The sequence below is a fragment of the Bartonella sp. AP36NXGY genome, from assembly GCF_042195865.1.
In the GTDB taxonomy this organism is placed as follows: Bacteria; Pseudomonadota; Alphaproteobacteria; order Rhizobiales; family Rhizobiaceae; genus Bartonella.
Genome location: NZ_JBHIPD010000003.1, coordinates 56,847 through 76,473, shown reverse-complemented (window position 1 = coordinate 76,473; position 19,627 = coordinate 56,847). Strand labels below are relative to the sequence as shown.

At 40.7% G+C, this 19,627-nt stretch carries 15 protein-coding genes; 14 read left to right on the top strand and 1 reads right to left on the bottom strand.

The features are described from left to right. Nucleotides 1-1,270 precede the first annotated feature (1,270 nt). The 8 genes from ruvC to tolB all read left to right on the top strand — a co-directional run bounded on the left by ruvC (nucleotide 1,271) and on the right by tolB (nucleotide 10,007). Nucleotides 1,271-1,786: a crossover junction endodeoxyribonuclease RuvC gene (gene ruvC / locus ACFINX_RS02285; RefSeq protein ID WP_375611756.1), complete on the top strand. Its 516-nt coding sequence runs from the start codon at nucleotides 1,271-1,273 to the stop codon at nucleotides 1,784-1,786. Between the two features lie 13 nt (nucleotides 1,787-1,799). Continuing rightward, on the top strand, nucleotides 1,800-2,414 hold the full coding sequence (gene ruvA, locus ACFINX_RS02280) for a Holliday junction branch migration protein RuvA (RefSeq protein ID WP_375611757.1): 615 nt from the start codon (nucleotides 1,800-1,802) through the stop codon (nucleotides 2,412-2,414). A 13-nt stretch (nucleotides 2,415-2,427) separates the two neighbouring features. Then, nucleotides 2,428-3,522, top strand: a complete 1,095-nt coding sequence (gene ruvB, locus ACFINX_RS02275) for a Holliday junction branch migration DNA helicase RuvB (RefSeq protein ID WP_375613207.1) — start codon at nucleotides 2,428-2,430, stop codon at nucleotides 3,520-3,522. Nucleotides 3,523-3,733: 211 nt separating this feature from the next. Beyond that, the gene (gene ybgC / locus ACFINX_RS02270) at nucleotides 3,734-4,174 is read left to right on the top strand and encodes a tol-pal system-associated acyl-CoA thioesterase (protein ID WP_375611759.1); all 441 of its coding nucleotides are present in this window, start codon (nucleotides 3,734-3,736) and stop codon (nucleotides 4,172-4,174) included. A 1,755-nt stretch (nucleotides 4,175-5,929) separates the two neighbouring features. Beyond that, nucleotides 5,930-6,643, top strand: a complete 714-nt coding sequence (gene tolQ, locus ACFINX_RS02265; RefSeq protein ID WP_375606538.1) for a protein TolQ — start codon at nucleotides 5,930-5,932, stop codon at nucleotides 6,641-6,643. 15 nt (nucleotides 6,644-6,658) lie between these two features. Beyond that, the gene (gene tolR / locus ACFINX_RS02260; RefSeq protein ID WP_375668269.1) at nucleotides 6,659-7,111 is read left to right on the top strand and encodes a protein TolR; all 453 of its coding nucleotides are present in this window, start codon (nucleotides 6,659-6,661) and stop codon (nucleotides 7,109-7,111) included. Between the two features lie 107 nt (nucleotides 7,112-7,218). After that, on the top strand, nucleotides 7,219-8,643 hold the full coding sequence (locus ACFINX_RS02255) for a cell envelope biogenesis protein TolA (RefSeq protein WP_375668268.1): 1,425 nt from the start codon (nucleotides 7,219-7,221) through the stop codon (nucleotides 8,641-8,643). Between the two features lie 38 nt (nucleotides 8,644-8,681). Then, complete coding sequence (tolB, locus tag ACFINX_RS02250) at nucleotides 8,682-10,007, top strand: Tol-Pal system beta propeller repeat protein TolB (protein ID WP_375668267.1); 1,326 nt, start codon at nucleotides 8,682-8,684, stop codon at nucleotides 10,005-10,007. 1,074 nt (nucleotides 10,008-11,081) lie between these two features. On the opposite strand, the gene ACFINX_RS02245 is transcribed toward tolB, so the two are convergent. Beyond that, nucleotides 11,082-11,828, bottom strand: coding sequence for a YebC/PmpR family DNA-binding transcriptional regulator (locus tag ACFINX_RS02245; protein ID WP_375620979.1), 747 nt, complete (start codon nucleotides 11,826-11,828; stop codon nucleotides 11,082-11,084). Between the two features lie 368 nt (nucleotides 11,829-12,196). Here ACFINX_RS02245 and ACFINX_RS02240 point away from each other — a divergent pair, with 368 nt between their 5' ends. The 6 genes from ACFINX_RS02240 (at nucleotide 12,197) to ftsH (ending at nucleotide 19,356) form a co-directional block, all read left to right on the top strand. Next, entirely contained in the window at nucleotides 12,197-12,892 is a 696-nt protein-coding gene (locus tag ACFINX_RS02240; protein ID WP_375611764.1) for a DUF1013 domain-containing protein, read from the top strand. A gap of 6 nt (nucleotides 12,893-12,898) precedes the next feature. After that, entirely contained in the window at nucleotides 12,899-13,042 is a 144-nt protein-coding gene (locus tag ACFINX_RS02235) for a hypothetical protein (protein ID WP_375645670.1), read from the top strand. Nucleotides 13,043-13,094: 52 nt separating this feature from the next. Further along, entirely contained in the window at nucleotides 13,095-13,616 is a 522-nt protein-coding gene (gene pal, locus ACFINX_RS02230; RefSeq protein ID WP_375649951.1) for a peptidoglycan-associated lipoprotein Pal, read from the top strand. Between the two features lie 52 nt (nucleotides 13,617-13,668). Beyond that, the gene (locus ACFINX_RS02225) at nucleotides 13,669-15,573 is read left to right on the top strand and encodes a tol-pal system protein (protein WP_375668266.1); all 1,905 of its coding nucleotides are present in this window, start codon (nucleotides 13,669-13,671) and stop codon (nucleotides 15,571-15,573) included. 18 nt (nucleotides 15,574-15,591) lie between these two features. Continuing rightward, nucleotides 15,592-17,079 (top strand): tRNA lysidine(34) synthetase TilS, encoded by a 1,488-nt coding sequence (tilS, locus tag ACFINX_RS02220; protein WP_375611767.1) that lies wholly within the window; start codon nucleotides 15,592-15,594, stop codon nucleotides 17,077-17,079. Nucleotides 17,080-17,193: 114 nt separating this feature from the next. Then, the gene (gene ftsH / locus ACFINX_RS02215) at nucleotides 17,194-19,356 is read left to right on the top strand and encodes an ATP-dependent zinc metalloprotease FtsH (protein WP_375638281.1); all 2,163 of its coding nucleotides are present in this window, start codon (nucleotides 17,194-17,196) and stop codon (nucleotides 19,354-19,356) included. The last annotated feature ends 271 nt before the right edge of the window (nucleotides 19,357-19,627 follow it).

Below are 19,627 nucleotides of genomic sequence, written 5' to 3'. Positions count from 1 at the left end.
GAATAGCGCCTTGCTTCTTTCTTACGATATTTAGAGCAGTATACCCATTTTTTTTACAACCGAAATTTCACAATTAAAACTAATCTAGAGTGTTTTTTTCTGCCTAATTTCTATTTGGCGTAGAAATATCTTGAGCTTATAGCTTAGAGGGGGTGTATAAGTATTGATTTCGAATATGGCATGGGATGGAGTATGGTTGGTCTTATGGAAATCGACTTTGGTTGATTGCAGCTGGAACACTTTCTGTTGATCTATCGTGTGATTTTGTTTTGGCTCTGAGATAGAGCAGGGGCTTGTACATCAATTTATTTATGCTCTATAATTTATGCCTATAAAGCTGCTGTAAAGTGTGTGTTAATGAGGATGATACACATTGTTACAGTTTTGGGGCTTCTTTTGTTTTGAATGGAAGGTATTTTCCCTCGCGTAAAGTAAAATATCCAAAATAAAGTGCCATATAATGAATGCCCCATGGGTTCCCTGTGCCCCCATGCAATGTCCCTCTATATGCAATGTCATTGTGGTGTGATGAGTATATTCAAAAACACCTCTCAGTTCTTATTCACATTCGTTGAGCTCTCCTCATCTTTACGTTTGCAACAGAGCACGCCGACACTATCATCATCTTTGCCAGTCCCCAATGTTGCAACAGCTTTTGGAACTTGAGACAATTCATTAGAGGCATTTTTAGTCCTGTCTTGTACAGTTTCACTCTATACGGCAATCCCACGTTTCATATGTAAGAGAATGGTTTTGATTGCTTCAATATAAACAGATTTGTAATGAGAAAATCTTAGGATATTCGGGATTCTTATGCAACATACAAAATAATTAATTATCTTTGTAAATCAATGTGTTGAGTTATTGTGGTAGCGTCATGCTATAATGTAAAAAGTTTCCGTAAAGTGTATACTATTCATTGCATAGCCTCTTTATACTTATGAATGTGCAATCCAGCACTGATCTATTTTCTCGTTTGCGATGTTTAACCATTATGGCATTGGAAATGATACAGAAAGGGAATTTTTATGCTTTAGAGGGTGCTTGATAAGGTGCTTGCTTGTGATGTGTGAATGGTTTTGATTGATTTCAGTTATGCTTCATAAAGTGTATTTCATAAAGATGCTGTTCGTTGTGTGTTATAATTGTATAAATTTGGGGGATATGATTATCTTTTTACTGGTTTTGTCTTGGGTTGCTGTTTTCTTTGTGGTCTTGTCTTTATTCACATCTTTATTCACAGGGGGGAAAAGTGTATAGACTGTAGTTTATGGCAGAGACGATTCGTATTATAGGCATTGATCCCGGATTACGGCGTACAGGGTGGGGCGTTATCGATGTTGCGGGTAATCGTCTTCAGTTTATTGCAGCAGGGACGGTTTCTTCTGATGTACAGTGTGAGCTGGCTTCCAGACTATGTCAGATCCACAAAGGTCTTTCAGAGGTTGTGCATCAATTTATGCCCCATGAAGCCGCTGTAGAACATGTATTTGTCAACAAAGATGCTACAGCAACTTTAAAACTTGGCCAAGCGCGTGCAATTGCACTACTGGTTCCTGCGCAAGCAAATCTTCCTGTTTTTGAATATGCGCCCAACAAAGTGAAAAAATCAGTTATTGGGGTTGGACATGGGGCTAAAGAACAAATCCATATGATGGTCAAAGTTCTCCTCCCACGGGCTGAATTTGATAGCAGTGATGCGGCTGATGCTCTTGCTCTTGCTCTTTGTCATAGTATGCACCGTAACAGTATTGACCGATCTTATCAGGCAAGGATAGCGATATGAGTGGGGTGGCAACATGATTGGCAAATTAAAGGGCACTCTTGAACATATCTTTGATGATCATATCCTTCTTGATGTTCACGGTGTGGGGTATGTTGTTTTTGTGTCAAATCGGCTGCGTCCTTCTTTACCCTCTGTTGGGGAGGCGTTAAGCCTTTTTATTGAAACGCATGTTCGGGAAGACGCAATCCGCCTTTTTGGTTTTGCTACAAGAGCTGAACAGGAGTGGTTTTGTCTTCTACAAAATGTTCCTGGAGTAGGGGCAAAGGTTGCTTTGGCAATCTTGGGTACTTTATCGCCAGATGAACTTGCACAGGCTATTGCTTTAAACGATGTTGCGATGATTAGTCGAGCGCCAGGCGTTGGTAAAAAAGTCAGTGAAAGAATTGTGGGTGAACTGAAAAGTAAAACACTCCCCTTTGAACAAGCTGTCAAGACTGTTTCGGTTTCTCAGCGTGAGATGACCAATCAACCTGCGCATGATGCGCTTTCCGCGTTGATGAAGCTAGGGTTTGAACGGGAGCATGCATCTCGTGCTCTTGCTCTTGCGATGAATGCTCTTGAGGGGGAAACTGTTTCTTCTGCCCTGCTGATCCGCCATAGTCTCAAATTGCTTTCTTCTCCTACTTAAAATCAAGGTAACAATGCATAAAGATGAAGATAAACGCCTTCTGGGTTCCGCCCCCCTTCCTAACGATCCAGATCGTTCCTTGAGGCCACAAGTTCTCGATGACTTTATTGGTCAAGAAGCGGCGCGGGCTAATTTAAAAATATTTATTGAAGCAGCAAAAACGCGGCAAGAAGCGCTGGATCACGTTTTGTTTGTAGGGCCACCGGGGTTGGGAAAAACAACGCTTTCACAGATTATGGCAAAAGAATTAGGCGTTAATTTTCGCTCTACTTCAGGGCCGGTCATCGCTAAAGCAGGAGATTTAGCCGCTCTCTTGACCAATCTTGAAGAACGTGATGTCTTGTTTATTGATGAAATTCATCGCTTAAATCCGGCGATTGAGGAAATTCTTTATCCAGCCATGGAAGATTATCAACTTGATTTGATCATTGGGGAGGGGCCGGCCGCACGCTCGGTGAAAATTGATCTGGCTAAATTTACTTTGGTGGCAGCAACCACACGTTTGGGGCTTTTAACCACACCTCTACGAGACCGTTTTGGCATCCCAATTCGTCTCAATTTTTATACGATAGAAGAATTGGAATATATTGTGCAGCGTAATGCACGACTTTTTGCCGTTAAGATCAGTGATGATGGTGCTCATGAAATTGCACGCCGAGCACGCGGGACGCCTCGTATTGCCGGACGGCTTTTACGGCGCGTTTGTGATTTTGCTCTGGTTAAACAGGCAAAACAAATTGACCAAAAAATCGCCGATGAAGCCCTTTCGCGCCTTGAGGTTGATCATCTTGGGCTTGATCCGCTTGACCGCCGCTACTTGCTCCTGATTGCGGAAACTTTTTTAGGGGGACCGGTGGGGATTGAAACGATTGCTGCTGCTTTATCAGAACCACGCGATGCCATTGAAGATATTGTTGAACCGTATTTGCTCCAACAAGGTTTTATTCAAAGAACCGCTCGTGGACGCATTCTAACTGAAAAGGCTTGGAGCCATTTAGGGCTTTCTGCTCCAGCCTCTACAACGTCTATACAAAGGCGTTCTCAACTTTCTGATGCTCAAGACAATTCATCACTTCAGACATCTTTATGGGATGGGGAAGATGACTAAGACATTCTCTTTATTAAAAGAAACTATGTGAATATTTTATAGCAAGGTCATAAAATACAAGAGACGTGCCTTCTTTTAGCATATTCTGGCTAAAAAGGTTTGGCACTATTAAAGATTTTTTGCTTTTCACAACTTCAACACAAAAATGTGTTCAATCTTTTGATTGATAGATAATTTGCTATATTAGATGATTTTATGGGATATGAAGTCGATGACAGAAATAACACCTTTTAAGAGCAATCATACAAACGCTTTTCATAATTTTCAGGTCCGCGTTTATGTTGCGGATACAGATTTTTCCGGTGTAGTTTATCATGCGCGTTATCTTGAGTTTTTTGAACGAGGACGTTCAGAGTTTTTACGGGATACCGGTTTTAATAATAAGATGTTAGCAGCAGGGGGTGAGGGGGAAAAACTGTTTTTTGTTGTTCGTCATATGGAAATTAATTTTTCAAGACCCGCTAAAATTGATCATCTTTTAGTCGTTAAAACACGTGTTACTCATATCCAAGGGGCCCGCTTTTTTATGGAGCAATCTATTTTGCATGAGATGACTACGTTGGTAACAGCCAAAGTTGAAATTGCTCTGATTAATGAGGAGGCAAAACCGCGACGTTTACCCAAAGAACTTTTTGCAAAAATGCTTGGTTAAAAGTGTTATTCATTGAAACAGCCGCTTCAGGAGAGATCAGCAGATATAAAGTAATCTATAATCTAAGACTATACATTTATCATAGCCTAGATGTTTTCTAACAAGGTTACACGATACAGCAAAAGAAAGCACCTCTGCTACAATAACTACAATAAATTGAAGATGATATCCCACAAAATTAAACACGCCCTATCCATGTTATGATTCAAAAACAATGTCATATCATCCATTTTCTTCTATAAACTCAAGATATTTTCTTTTTTTGAAGAAAGGTTTGTTGGCATCGGAAAGCAGCGAAAAAGTACAAAATATAAAAAGAAATAAAAATGGATTAAGATTTATTTTTATAAAAATGCACATACCCAGCGCAATATTGCAATAAAGTGATAATAAGCCATTAGGTCGAAAATTGTCTTAAAAACACCCAAAGGGTGTTTTTAAGCAATTTGATTTGTTTTTTTTACTGGATTGTCATTTGGCATCACAAGAGCGCGTGTTTCATCCATTTCTATCCATCATGCATGACTTTATGTGCTATAATGCGCGATTTATGTGCGCTTCTAAGCGTAGTAAATGAGTGAGAGATCAATGTATACAAAGCAGAAATGCATTCTTGATTTAAAGTTTCAAAAGCATATTATTCTATATAATATATTGACTTAGAAAGATAAATTATCACTTCTCACGGGTACAAACCCTAATAGAGGAATAGAATAAAATACTTTACATTTCAAATCTGTTCATGTTGAAACAATTAAAATCATTTGCTTACGCATCATAAGAGAGCAATAAAAATCATTGAAAAAATTGTAAAAATGTTCCTTATGTATCATTTTCAATGCAATAATGATCAAATATCGCAAGTGAGCAAAGAGAGCGAAGAAGCTGGTTTTCATGAAGTAAAGACGTGAAAAGGCTTTTTTCATGTCACGGAAGCTTGTACGTTATACCATGGTGCCAGAGAGATGATAGGCATTGAAAGGGGCTAATTCACAACACAATGAGATTACATGAGACTTACACTAGATTATATAGGACTTATAATAGGGGGGTGCATGGGGGAGGCGCATTGTTGTGAGGTGTGGTAGGGTGGTTTAGTATCGTTTTTTGTGCCCGATGGTGTACCCCGTATTCAATTCGATGGAAAATGAGAGAAATAATAGCCTGAGGCAAAGCGTCATCTTTTATGATGATAACATATTTATTTACAATGATAATTCATTGCGTTGTCACTTTCAGATAATTCTGAAACTTGTAAAATTTTTTCTTTTCAAGCTCTATTGCCGCGAATTAATCAAAAACATTTTCTTACATGTCACAAGCGGAGTTGGTGAGTGGATACAAAAATACTTAAGAAAGGAATAAAATGCTTCTTATGAATCTTTTCAAGTGCTAAGACTTATCGCTGTATTTTAAGCTTAAAACGCGTATGATGATTTAGCGTTCTTTTCATAAGCGTAAAGATGGTGGTGCATAATAGATTTTATATCATGCATTTTTATGTCTTTTATTTTTATAGCATTTATGGAGAAATCCTTATCGTTATATTTTTCATAAATGCTGTTGTGAAATGAGGGGGGTGTGCATTGAGGGATGTCTCTCGTCATCACTTTTTAAGGAAATTTAAGAAACAAGTCTTGTTTTAGCGCATGGATTTATGTGAAACTAAAGTCTTTACTTAAATTTAGAAACTATAAAATAATCTGTTTTATAAAACTTTTAAAAATGCATCTTTCATTTAGAGGGACAAAAATTATGCCGCATGGTGAACTAACAAATCCGGAAACAATTGGAATGTTGCATTTGTTTATGCAAGCGAGTTGGATCGTGAAAGGTGTTATGATCGGGTTGCTGCTCGCTTCTATCTGGAGTTGGGCAATTATTTTTGATAAAATTTTTACGTATCGGAGAATACGGCGTGAAATAAAGCAGTTTGAACGCACATTTTGGTCTGGCAAAGCGCTAGAAGATCTTTATGCATCATGCAAAAGTCAACGTACCAATAGTATATCCGCAGTTTTTATGGCAGCAATGGTTGAATGGAAAAAATCTCTTGAAAAAGGGACCCATACATCGAAAAGTTTGCAGAGCAGAATTGATAAGGCTATGGATTTGACGCTGGGACGTGAAAGTGAAAAAATAGAATCAAAATTAAGTTTTCTTGCGACACTGGGATCTGCGGGACCTTTTATCGGACTTTTTGGAACAGTTATTGGTATTATGGAGTCTTTTCTTTCTATTTCAGCTTCTCAAAATACATCACTTGCCATTGTCGCGCCAGGGATTGCAGAAGCGCTTTTGGCAACCGCTATTGGTTTGTTTGCAGCAATTCCAGCCGTTATTGCTTATAACAAGTTGACTCATGAAAGTGCGCGCATCATTGCACAAATAGAAAATTTTGCCGATGAATTTTCAACAATTGTATCGCGGCGTATTGATGAAACACGCACAGCACCTTCCTCTTTATAAAAAGGATCTTATCCCATGGGCTTTTCTGTTGCTTCTTCTTCTCGCAAAAATACACGTAGGCGGCATCATTCACGAAGCCAACTGATGAGTGAGATCAATGTCACTCCTTTTGTGGATGTCATGCTGGTCTTGTTGATTATTTTTATGGTCTCTGCCCCCCTTTTAGTGAACGGTGTTCCTCTGGACTTACCGCGGAGTCAAGCGGGTCCCGTACAAGCGCAAAAAACACCTCTTACGGTTTCACTTGACGCGCAAGGGCGCTTTGCCATTAATCAAGATTATTATGAAACGTCACAGGAACTGATTGCACACCTGAAAACTCTTCTGGAAGCAGATGCTACACAAAAAGATCAACGGGTTTTTGTACGGGTTGCTAAAACTGTTGAATATCAGCAAGTATTAAAACTGCTGGCGGATATTCAAAAAGCGGGGTTTTCTCAAGTTGCGTTAGCAAGTCTAGCACAATAAATAATAAGTAATAAAATTCGCATAACTAATTGTTTTTAAGATGTTTTTTTAAATAGCATAGAGTGATTAAAAATGAAAAAATGTAAGGCATAAATAAGGCATAAAGAATGAACAAAGACTCCTATCATAGCATGAAACGAGGCTTGGCTTTATCCCTTGTGGTCCATATCATTTTTCTCAGTTGGGGAGCCATTCAGTTTACAAGCTCTATCTCTTTACCACAACCGTTGGAAGCAATTCCCATCACTCTTGCTCCTTTGGTGGACGAGTTTTCCTCTCAACAAGGAGCCGTGAAGGCTCCTATCCGTGCAATCCCTGCCGTCAAACCAACTATGCAGCCACAAGAGAAAGAAGATGCACGCCATATTGGAGAGGGACAAATAGATAGTCTTGCACCATTTCAACCAAAGGAAAAGCCGCGTCCCGTTGAAACAGCATCGCCACCATCAAGCGAGAACACGTCAGAAACATTTGCACCAGAACTTACAAAACCAGAATTATTAGAAGCAAAAACAGAGGATGCACCCAAGGTTGCGCCTGAGATGCCTTTGGAGGCACTGGAGGATGCACCCAAGGTTGCGCCTGAGATGCCTTTGGAGGCACTGGAGGATGCACCCAAGGCTGCACCTGAGATGCCTTTGGAGGCACCAGAGGATGCGCCCAAGGTTGCACCTGAGATGCCTTTGGAGGCACCAGAGGATGCGCCCAAGGTTGCACCTGAGATGCCTTTGGAGGCACCACCGGAGGGTGCGCCCAAGGCTGCACCTGAGATGTCTTTGGAGGCACTACCGGAGGATGCGCCCAAGGCTGCACCTGAGACGCCTTTGGAGGCACCGGAGGATGCCTCTAAGGTTGCGCTCAAGCCTGCGCACAAAAATGAAGAAATGATATCGCCAAAAGAATTGGCTCCAACGGTCCCAAAAGTATCAGCAGAGCAGATTGTTCATCAAGCGCCCAAAATTGTACTTCCAGAAAAATCTCTTCTTCCACAGTTTAAACCAAAGTTTGACGGAGAATTTCCAAAGAAGAATGAGGCTGCATTGAATCAAAAGACGCCAAAGCTTAACAAGAAAAACCAAGAGAAACAGACCATTGAAGATATTTTAGCTCTGGAGGAAAATAATTTGCTCAATCGTGCGCGGTCACAAGGAGGGGGAGCAAAACGTTCTCATACACCAGAAGCTTTGGGTGCAAGAAAAAATATTAATGATACCACAAAAATGGCACAAACATTGGTCAATATTGCGGGGGGATGTATTCAACAGAAGCTTAAACTTGTGGCGCTTGGCGGCGATTTAAAAAATCGTCCGGTCGTGCGGTTGCGATTTTATTTAGACCGTGAAGGGATGGTTGTGGGCGATCCTATCATTGATCCCATAAGCGGCCTTGAGAGTCAACAAGCTATTATGATAAGGCAGGTGTATGCTGCTGTCTTTTCATGCCAACCTTATGCAGATCTCCCACGTGATCAATATGATCTATGGGGGCAAGGTTTTGACTTTAATGTTGATCCCCTCCAAGAAATAAGATGATAAACGAGAAAAAAGCGCTTAACGAAAGGACACATTCCATGATGACTATAACGAGACATAAAGTTTTTGCTTGGTTTATTGTCACTTGTGGGGTGTGGCTTTCAAGTATTTCATCGGGTTATGCGCAATTGAAAGGAACTATTTCGAGCGCTGATTTTAATCCCATTCCCATTGCAATTACAGACTTTATTTCCAATGATTCGATTGGGTTGAAAATATCTGCTGTGGTGACAGCCGATCTCGAACGGTCGGGGCTGTTTTTACCGCTTGATAAAGCAAATTTTTTTGAAAACATTTCTAATCCTAATAAACAACCACATTTTGCTTCTTGGCAGAAAATAAAAGCGCAAGGTTTAGTTACTGGGCAAGTCATGAGAGAAATCGATGGACGTTTGAGGGTCGATTTTCGTTTATGGGATGTGTTTGGACAAAGACAATTGAAAGGACGGCGTTTTTATACTGCGACAGAACGTTGGCGGCGTGTGGCACATATGATCGCAGATGAGATCTATAGTGAGATGACAGGAGAAAGTGGTTATTTTGATACAAGGATTGTTTTTATCGATGAAACAGGTCCTCAAAATGCACGCATTAAACGTTTAGCAATGATGGATCAAGATGGAGCAAATTTGATCTATATGTCTGATGGAAGTGAATTGGTGCTTACACCGCGGTTTTCCCCAAAAAGACAAGAATTGACCTATATGGCTTACGAGGACAATCAAGTACCTCATGTTTATCTCCAACAAATTGAAATGGGGCAAAGAGAGTTGATCGGAACGTTTAATAACATGACAATTGCTCCACGTTTTTCTTCTGATGGACAAAAAGTTATCATGAGTTTGTTACAAAATGATGGGAGTGCCAATCTTTACACTATGGATTTACGAACCCGTACGATGACGCGACTTACAACAACTTCTGCTATTGATACTTCTGCTTCTTATTCACCGGATGGAAAACAAATTGTCTTTTCTTCAGATCGTAGTGGAAAGCCGCAAATCTATAAAATGAATGCGGATGGGAGTGATATTCAACGTATTTCTTTAAACGAGGGGAGTTATTCAACACCTATTTGGTCTCCACGGGGTGACTATATCGCCTTTACAAAACAATTAAGCGGACAATTTTCTATCGGTGTTATGCGCCCTGATGGACAAGGAGAACGAATTTTAACCACGGGGTTTCACAATGAAGGACCAACGTGGGCCCCTAATGGTCGTGTGCTGATGTTCTTTCGCAAAAATCCCGGTATGGGACCAAAAATTTATACGATTGATATTACGGGTCGCAATGAACGTCAATTACCCACCCCCAATGATGCTTCAGATCCAGCATGGTCGCCTTTGCTCAATATACAGTAAAACAAAATGCTTAAAAACAGAAGATAGAAGGAATATAGTCTATACAGTCTCAAGTTTACACAATCTCAATAGTTTTTAATTATTTAAAAGAAGGAATTGATTATAGTGGGTATGGGGAGTTATGTAGATTTCATCTATCATCTATGGTTGTTGATCGATAATGGAATTTCCTTGGGGGAAAATGCTTAAAAAAATTCAAAACAAGACCTTGAAAAAATAGAGCCGAAAATTCTAAGATCTCTAGAGTTCAACTTTTTATTCAAAGTGTCGCTATATATATTTTTTTAAACTTCCTCTTCGATTTTGTTTGTGAAGAGTCCTCTTGTCAGGGGGGCTGTTGCTCTTTGATGTGTTTTATGCAAACGCGGTTGTTTTAGGTCTGAATATTGATTGATTGGTAAGAGCAAAAGGACAGATTTTTAAGATAAATGACGTTATTTTAGAAATATACGATGCCATAAAGTTAATGCCATAAAGTCAAAAATTTATCCGCAACAGATTAGAGAGATGTACCAGCTTTTTATACAATACTTTGCTAAACAATCAGCTCTGGCTTTCCATTTGCTTATTTTTATTCTGTGATGTTGTAAAAACACTGCTCTTTGAGGTGTGGGGATATAGGGCGTATAAACCTCCTTGATATATTCTAAGCGTTTTTAAGTGCGTGGCGAATATTTAGGGGAGTGCATGTTTGTTGAGCCTTAAGTTTCAAGTGAATTTTATGAGTGATTCGTCATAGGAATACGTTAGGAAAATCCCAATTGTTTAGAGGCTAGATCATTTTCATCACTTGAGGGTGGGGAGAGGAGGTTAATCTTAAAGAACAAAAAGATCAAATAGAGAGGGGATATAGGGATAATCTTTGGGGCATGTAAGAAAGGCGTGAGGCTACAGAGTTTTGTATGCTTTTCTTTTTGGGATTATGTTTTCTGCGATTGATTGTGGTTTCTTGTTGCATCAATGGCTTACCCCGCTATTGACGCGGGGCTTTTATATGTGCGGATAAAGAGGAGGGGTGACAGATGCTTTTGAAGCCCTCATGCATGAAGAGAAGGCTTATGCAAATGATGGGAATTATACAGACAATTTTGCCAAAATCTCATCACTGACATCAAAATTTGCATAAACATTTTGCACATCATCATCTTCTTCTAATGTTGAAATTAGTCGTAAAACAGACAAAGCTTTTTCTTCATCTATTGGTGCAAGGGTGGTGGCTTTCCAAATCGTTTTAATCGATTCTGCTTCACCAAGTTTTGCTTCAAGTGTTTTGGAAACTTCACCAATATCTTCAAATGCGCAGGTAATATGATGTCCGGTTTCTTCTGATTGCACATCTTCGGCACCGGCTTCAATTGCTGCATCCATGATGTTATCGGCTGTTCCTGCTTCTGGCTTATAGACTATTTCACCAATCCGATTAAACATGAAACTGACCGATCCTGTTTCCCCTAAGGCTCCTCCTGATTTTGTGAAGGCGGCGCGCACATTTGAAGCGGTGCGGTTGCGGTTATCAGTTAAAGCTTCAACAATGACGGCAACGCCGCCTGGTCCATAGCCCTCATAGCGTACTTCATCATAATTTTCGACATCGGCGCCTGACGCTTTTTTAATTGCGCGTTCAATATTATCTTTCGGCATCGATTGTGCTTTGGCATTTTGAACAGCCAGCCTTAAACGTGGATTCATGGCTGGATCAGGAGCACCTTGTTTTGCTGCTACGGTGATTTCGCGTGCAAGCTTAGAAAATATTTTCGAGCGCATTGCATCTTGACGCCCTTTACGGTGCATAATATTTTTAAATTGTGAATGGCCTGCCATAGTTTTCCTTCCTATTTGAGGGCTTTCTTTCCAGTTGGATACTTCTTAGAATTTAAGGCGATAAAGCATGCATCCCACCAGAATAAATGTGCCACAGCATGAGGTGAAATAATCGAATAAACCCTTTATAAGAAAATTCATCTTAAAGGTAAAGACACCTTAGTTGAGGATCATTACAAGAGAGATCTCTTGTCGTTGAGCAAAAATAACGCTATAACAGAATGTAATCTCATAGCAAAATGGTTTATTCCATGCCGCGCTTTGTTTTAGGAGTGGTTGGAGAGACCTAAACATATAAAAAAGTTCCAGTGCTCTTGAGTGGGCGGTAACCTGCCTCATAGAAGAGGCGCAGAAGAGGATTTATAAAAATGGCAACGCAACTTTTGATGCCCAAAGCAACAGCTGTTTGGTTGGTTGATAATACAGCTCTTTCTTTTGATCAGATTGCAGAATTTTGTAAATTGCATGTCTTGGAAGTAAAAGCTATTGCCGATGGTGATGCGGCTTATGGTATTAAAGGTTTAGATCCGATTAGTTCTGGGCAATTGACGCGCAGTGAAATTGCACGGGTGGAGGCTGATCAAAACGCACGATTGAAAATTTCTCAATCGAGGGTGCATATTCCTGAAAAAAAACGTAAAGGGGCGCGCTATATCCCTCTTTCTCGACGCCAAGATCGTCCCAATGGTATCCTATGGTTGGTTACGAACCATCCCGAGTTGAAAGATGCGCAAATTGCACGGTTGATTGGGACAACAAAAGCGACAATTGAACAAATCCGCCTTAGAACCCATTGGAATAGTGCAAATTTGGTTCCTCTTGATCCTGTAGGACTTGGTTTGTGTTCGCAAATCGATTTAGATTTTGAGCTCCAGCGTGCGGCGAAAAATCGTCCTGTTGCAGCAGAAGAAGATAGGTCGTTGCTTCCCGCTTCTGTGACGGAAAACGCTGCTCTAGAGGAAAATGAGAGTGAAGAAAATCTGCATAAGACTTTTGATGCTGATAAAGTTTTTGCAAAGCTGAACGCGCTGCAAAAAAATCGTCAAGATCAAGATGATGCATAAAAAGCCATGACGCATAAGGAAAACATTTCTTATGGAAATGTTAGAGGAATGGCTGAGGAGAAGAAAAATTGGCAGAGACTTAAAAGTAAAAATGAGGACGAAAAAACAGAAAAAATTTCTTCTTCATTAGGAATTAACGGTTATTCTTAAAAATATTTTTAAGAATTGACCCTTCTTTACGAAATTCAAGGAGAAACGGACTATGCGCTCTACCAAAAAAACCATCTCTCATTCCTTAGCTATCCTCTTTCTTTTCTCACTATGCCTGGGTGGGTGTGGCAAAAAAAATGTTGGTGCACTTAACGGTATGAATGGCGCTTATATGAATGATGCTGGTTTGAATCAGGTGTCACCAGGCTCAGGACAAGAATTTACGGTTAATGTGGGTGATCGCGTGTTTTTTGGTCTCGATTCTTCTTCACTTGATGCTGATGCTGAACGTATTTTAACGCGCCAAGCAGAATGGTTGCTTCATTATCCTTATTATTCTATTATGATCGAAGGTCATGCTGATGAGAGGGGAACACGTGAATATAACTTGGCACTTGGACAGCGCCGTGCTGTTGCTGTGCGAAACTATTTGGTGTCTCTTGGTGTGTCCGCACAACGGATTCAAACAATTTCTTACGGAAAAGAAAGACCTGTAGCAGTATGTGATGATATTTCCTGTTGGAATCAAAATCGACGTGCTGTGACAACGTTGAATGACATGAATAGTCATTAAAAAGAAGATTGTTTGTTTCAACTATTTAATAAGCTCTTAAGGGGAAAAAAGAATGTATCGTAAAATCAATTGGAAAACACTCTTTTATATGGGGGTTTTCATAGCTTGTTCTACTTCACTTGTTCAAAGTGCGGCACGAAAGGCTTCCGAATATCCTGCACATGATACGGATAAAGTTGATGCAGTTGATAAGGCAACTGATGACGTGAAGAAAGCACCTGATGCAGCCGATAAAGCAGCATCTGATGTGTTGGAAAAAGCCACTGACGCTGTTGATAAGGCTGTTGATGCTGTTAAAGAAGCGCCTGAAGCAGCCGATAAAGCAGCATCTGATGTGATAGAAAAAGCCACTGACGCTGTTGATAAGGCAACTGATGCAGTGAAGAAAGCACCTGAAGCAGCCGATAAAGCAGCATCTGATGCGGCGGAAAAAGCCACTGACGCTGTTGATAAGGCTGTTGATGCTGTTAAAGAAGCGCCTGAAGCAGTCGATAAAGCAGCATCTGATGTGATAGAAAAAGCCACTGACGCTGTTGATAAGGCAACTGATGCAGTGAAGAAAGCACCTGAAGCAGCCGATAAAGCAGCATCTGATGCGGCGGAAAAAGCCACTGACGCTGTTGATAAGGCTGTTGATGCAGTGAAGAAAGCGCCTGAAGCAGCCGATAAAGCAGCATCTGATGCGGCGGAAAAAGCCACTGACGCTGTTGATAAGGCTGTTGATGCTGTGAAGGAAGCACCTGACGCAGCTGATAAAGCAGCATCTGATGTGATAGAAAAAGCCACTGACGTTGTTAATAAGGCTGTTGATGCTGTGAAGGAAGCACCTGAAGCAGCTGATAAAGCAGCATCTGATGTGGAGGAAAAAGCCACTGACGCTGTTGATAAGGCTGTCGATGCAGTGAAGAAAGCACCTGAAGCAGCCGATAAAGCAGCATCTGATGTGGAGGAAAAAGCCACTGACGCTGTTAATAAGGCTGTCGATGCAGTGAAAGAAGCACCTGAAGCAGCTGATAAAGCAGCATCTGATGTGGAGGAAAAAGCCACTGACGCTGTTAATAAGGCTGTTGATGCAGTGAAAGAAGCACCTGAAGCAGCTGATAAAGCAGCATCTGATGTGGAGGAAAAAGCCACTGACGCTGTTAATAAGGCTGTTGATGCAGTGAAAGAAGCACCTGAAGCAGCTGATAAAGCAGCATCTGATGTGGTGGAAAAAGCTACTAGTGTTGCAGAGCACCAAGGGATTATTTTAGAGAATCAACAGGCTTTATTTAAAGATTATGATTTAGATAAGCTTTTGCATAAGATACGAATGGTGCTTGAGCATAACAGTTTAAAAAATGTTAACAAGCAGTTTCACGAGCTTTTTGATACAGAAGCCTCTTCTGTTTATTCTTGTTCTTTTGAAAAGTCTGCTGTAGATGAAAAATCTCAGACTGTAAAAGAAGAGATGGAGCAGGACTATAGTACAGGTGACCAGACAAAGGTTGCTGCTGTGGAAGCTAAGGTGGAGAGCCATGACCATGAAAACAGTCAACCTTTTAACAAAGCGCATGAAGTAAGTGCTCCAATTGAAGCACATCAGAGTGACAATCTTTCTTCTTCTAAAGCTTTGTATAAGGAAGGGTATGATTTTATTCGTTCTGCTAACTATGTTGATGCTGAAAAAAGCTTTTGCGCTTTTCAAAATCGTTACAAAAAAGATCCTTTGAGTGATGATGCTTTATTTTGGTTGGCCGAATCTTTGTTGGGGCAAAAACGCTATCATGAAGCAGCACAAGTTTATCTTACCGCATGGTATGCAGATAAAAAGAAGCTCTATACCTCCGAGATTTTACTGAAATTAGCAAGAAGTATGGTCGCTCTTGAGCCAAATAAAGACGATTGTGCTCATTTTGTGAAAAAATCAAAACGTCAACAAACATTAGCATCTGTTTTTTGTAAACCTGCAAAATAAACAGCGAGGTCGTTTTCGGTGTGCGTTAGACTGGCAAGAAATCTCTTTAAAACATCGGATTTTATTCAATGTCAGAAGTTGATTCTTGCCGTCTCAGGGGGAAGTGATTCTTTGGCTTTGATGTTTTTGGTCAAAGAGCATTTGGAAACACTCGTATTTCCTCCAGAAATGATTGTTGTCACGGTTGATCATCAATTGCGTAAAGAATCGATGCGTGAGGCAGAAACTGTTGCGAAAATTTGTCGTGTCCATGATATTCAACATATCACTGTGCGATGGGAAGGCGAAAAGCCAAAGACGCATATTGCTTCCAGCGCGCGTGTTGCACGCTATGATCTCTTGGTTAAAGAAGCACAAAAACAAGGCGCATCACTTATTATGACGGGGCATACACTCAATGATCAGGTTGAGACCTATCAAATGCGGTATCAACGTCTCCAAAAGAATAGAGGTGCTTTATATAGTGAAGCTGTTGCCATGCGCGATGAGGTTTATGCCAGTGGTTTTGCTGGTATTTTGCGTGGTGAAGCCGAGGGTATACGTGATGAGGATCATACCAGAAAAACAAGAAAAAATATTGCCGAAAAAAACTATGGTCCCCTCTATGAACGTGGTTTATCCTGTATTCCGCGTGAGGCGCTGTTGCATAGAAAAGTGCGTTTGATTCGGCCACTCCTTGGTGTAAAACGCCAAACATTACGGAATTATTTACGCTTACAAGGACAAACATGGATTGATGATCCAACCAATGAAGATCGCAATTTTGAACGTGTGCGCGTGCGTCAATCTCTTTCTCCACAAAAATTGGCTTATATTGCTCAAAAAATAAATGAAGCCGCATTGCAGCGTCGTCAACAAGCTAAAAATATTGCTGATTTGATCTTAGCGCTGGATATTACTGTCCAACATGGGCGTTGTTTCATAGAAAAGCCTGCGCTGTTTTTACAGAAACATTCCAGTTTTCCTTTTGTGGTGGGGCTCTTTGCTGTGCTGATGGGAGGGGGATTTTATTTGCTCCCCAATCAGAAATTAAGCATGCTTGTTCAAAAACTCTGTCTTGATTCTCCAGAAAAGCGGCGTTTTACTTATGCGGGCTCTGTTATTGAATATAACAAGCAGGGAATTTCTTTGTGGCGTGAAGGGCGAAATATGAAAGAGGCTATTGTTGAGCCAGATAAAACTTTTATATGGGATGGGCGCTATCATATCACAAATCATGGATATGAGGCTATAAAGGTTGGAGCCGCAAATTTAGAACAGCTGAAATTTTTATTAAAAAATAGCGATTTTGAGCTTGAAAAGCCTCATTTTCCCTCTTTACAATCGCTGCTGATGATCTCAAATCATAAAGGGTATGATATTCCAGAGTTGATTTCTCAAGCAGTTGTTCATAAACATGTTATCGTCAAGCGAATTATGGCACCTTTCGATTGGCTTTCCTCACGAGAAGATGCAGCCTTGGTGAATGTTGTGGAACCTTTTTTTAATATTGAGGTGAAAAGATAAAGGAAAATTACTCTAAAAGAAAATAAACAGCTTCTCATCCCTTGGCAAGGGGCTGACAAGGTTATATGTTAAGGGGAACTGTTTGAAATCTATATTTGATTAAGTGGGCTGAATATGAATTCCAATTACCGCTCTCTCCTTATTTGGGGAGTTATTGCATTGATTTTGATTGTGTCGTTTTCTCTCTTTAATGGAGATAGCCAACGTTCTGGTGGTGGAGAAGTCTCCTATTCTGAATTTTTGCAAAAAGTTGAGAATAATGAGTTGAAATCTGTGACCATTCAAGGTCAAAAATTAACAGGAAAAACCATTGAACATAGAGCTATTTCAACCTATGCTCCTCGCGATCCAGGTTTGATACAAAAATTGGAAAGTAAAAACGTCAATGTTAAAGCTATTCCTGAAAGCTCTGGAAATAGCATTTTCCTCAATCTCCTCTTTTCCTTGTTACCTGTTATTATTATCGTGGGGGCGTGGGTCTTTTTTATGCGGCAAATGCAAAATGGATCACGCGGTGCAATGGGATTTGGGAAATCGAAAGCAAGATTGCTTAATGAAGCGCAAGGACGTATTACCTTTAAAGATGTTGCTGGCGTTGAAGAAGCAAAGCAAGATCTTCAAGAAATTGTTGAATTTTTACGCGAACCACAAAAATTTCAACGCTTAGGGGGGCGTATCCCACGCGGTGTTTTGCTTGTTGGTCCTCCAGGAACCGGTAAAACTTTGCTAGCACGTTCTGTGGCCGGTGAAGCCAATGTGCCATTCTTTACCATTTCAGGGTCTGATTTTGTTGAAATGTTTGTTGGTGTTGGGGCAAGCCGTGTGCGCGATATGTTCGAACAGGCTAAAAAAAATGCACCTTGTATTATCTTTATTGATGAAATCGATGCTGTTGGGCGCCATCGGGGGGCTGGTCTTGGCGGTGGAAACGATGAACGTGAACAGACCTTAAACCAGTTGCTTGTCGAAATGGATGGGTTTGAGCCCAATGAAAGTATTATTCTTATTGCTGCAACAAACCGTCCCGATGTGCTTGATCCCGCTTTGTTAAGACCAGGGCGCTTCGACCGACAAGTTGTTGTGCCAAACCCTGATGTTTCTGGGCGTGAACAAATCTTGAAAGTGCATGTGCGCAACGTGCCTTTAGCGCCTAACGTTGATTTGAAAATTTTGGCAAGGGGAACACCAGGATTTTCCGGTGCGGACCTGATGAATCTGGTCAATGAAGCTGCTCTTATGGCTGCAAGCCGTAATAAAAGAGTTGTCACGATGCAAGAATTCGAAGATGCCAAAGATAAGGTGATGATGGGGGCGGAACGTCGTTCAACCGCTATGACACAAGAGGAAAAAGAACTCACTGCCTATCATGAAGCAGGACATGCTATTGTGGCTCTTAATGTGCCGGTTGCTGATCCTGTCCACAAAGCAACAATCGTTCCAAGGGGAAGAGCATTGGGAATGGTGATGCAATTGCCTGAAGGCGATCGCTATTCTATGAGTTATCGGTGGATGATTTCTCGTCTGGCCATTATGATGGGTGGACGTGTGGCTGAAGAATTAAAGTTTGGAAAGGAAAATATCACATCTGGTGCTTCTTCTGATATTGAACAAGCAACGAAATTAGCTCGCGCGATGATCACACGGTGGGGATTTTCTGATCTGCTTGGAAATGTAGCTTATGGCGATAACCAAGATGAAGTCTTTTTGGGTCATTCTGTTGCGCGAACACAAAATGTCTCTGAAGAAACAGCGCGCATGATTGATATGGAAGTGCGTAAGCTTATTGATGATGCCTATAAAAATGCGACAAACATTTTGAAAACAAAAAGAAAAGAATGGTTTGCTTTGGCACAAGGTTTGTTGGAATATGAGACTTTAACGGGAGCTGAAATTAACGAAGTTATTGCAGGAAAGCCTCCTTCACGCACACAGAAAGATGAGGGTGCTGCGCCACGGGGGTCTTCTGTTCCAAAAACTGGAAAAATGAAGACAGAGACAACAGTGGTAGATGAAAAAAGCGCTGAAGCAGCCCCTAAAACAGTGCTTCATAAAGCAGAGACAGATAAAGGCGAGGTAGGCAAAGCAGAGGCAGCTGTTGGGAAAAAAACAGCAAAATCCGGTAATGTTGAGCCTAAGGAGGCTCAGTCTAAAGAAGTGCAATCGGATGAGACTGAGAAAAAAGCGCAAAGCACAAAAGGCACCACAAAATCAGTCAACCGCTCTAAAAGTAATGCTGAAAAGAAGTCCAATACTGCGGGACATGATAAAGAAAAATAAGAATTATTTAATATCGCTTGAGTGACGATGTTTTAGGAAAACTTCTAATTTTTTTGAGAAAGGCGCAAGTTTTGTTTGCGCCTTTCTTGTAATATTTGCAAAAATATGGAAGCAAAAAATTAAGCAAAGCCGTTGTATTATGACGGCTTTAGCATGCTACAAGGCGAGGTGGACTGTTGCTTTTCTAATGTGGTAGGGTTGTGAGGTTAGGCGATAGATTTCCTTGCTGATTTTGTAGGGTATGAGGTTTGGTGCTGGGTTTCTTTACGGA

Excerpts from the sequence above, each read along its gene's own strand:
- ruvC (WP_375611756.1), top strand. The coding sequence starts at position 1,271 with ATGGCAGAGACGATTCGTATTATAGGCATTGATCCCGGATTACGGCGT.
- ruvA (WP_375611757.1), top strand. The coding sequence starts at position 1,800 with ATGATTGGCAAATTAAAGGGCACTCTTGAACATATCTTTGATGATCAT.
- ruvB (WP_375613207.1), top strand. The coding sequence starts at position 2,428 with ATGCATAAAGATGAAGATAAACGCCTTCTGGGTTCCGCCCCCCTTCCT.
- ybgC (WP_375611759.1), top strand. The coding sequence starts at position 3,734 with ATGACAGAAATAACACCTTTTAAGAGCAATCATACAAACGCTTTTCAT.
- tolQ (WP_375606538.1), top strand. The coding sequence starts at position 5,930 with ATGCCGCATGGTGAACTAACAAATCCGGAAACAATTGGAATGTTGCAT.
- tolR (WP_375668269.1), top strand. The coding sequence starts at position 6,659 with ATGGGCTTTTCTGTTGCTTCTTCTTCTCGCAAAAATACACGTAGGCGG.
- ACFINX_RS02255 (WP_375668268.1), top strand. The coding sequence starts at position 7,219 with ATGAACAAAGACTCCTATCATAGCATGAAACGAGGCTTGGCTTTATCC.
- tolB (WP_375668267.1), top strand. The coding sequence starts at position 8,682 with ATGATGACTATAACGAGACATAAAGTTTTTGCTTGGTTTATTGTCACT.
- ACFINX_RS02245 (WP_375620979.1), bottom strand. The coding sequence starts at position 11,828 with ATGGCAGGCCATTCACAATTTAAAAATATTATGCACCGTAAAGGGCGT.
- ACFINX_RS02240 (WP_375611764.1), top strand. The coding sequence starts at position 12,197 with ATGGCAACGCAACTTTTGATGCCCAAAGCAACAGCTGTTTGGTTGGTT.
- ACFINX_RS02235 (WP_375645670.1), top strand. The coding sequence starts at position 12,899 with ATGACGCATAAGGAAAACATTTCTTATGGAAATGTTAGAGGAATGGCT.
- pal (WP_375649951.1), top strand. The coding sequence starts at position 13,095 with ATGCGCTCTACCAAAAAAACCATCTCTCATTCCTTAGCTATCCTCTTT.
- ACFINX_RS02225 (WP_375668266.1), top strand. The coding sequence starts at position 13,669 with ATGTATCGTAAAATCAATTGGAAAACACTCTTTTATATGGGGGTTTTC.
- ftsH (WP_375638281.1), top strand. The coding sequence starts at position 17,194 with ATGAATTCCAATTACCGCTCTCTCCTTATTTGGGGAGTTATTGCATTG.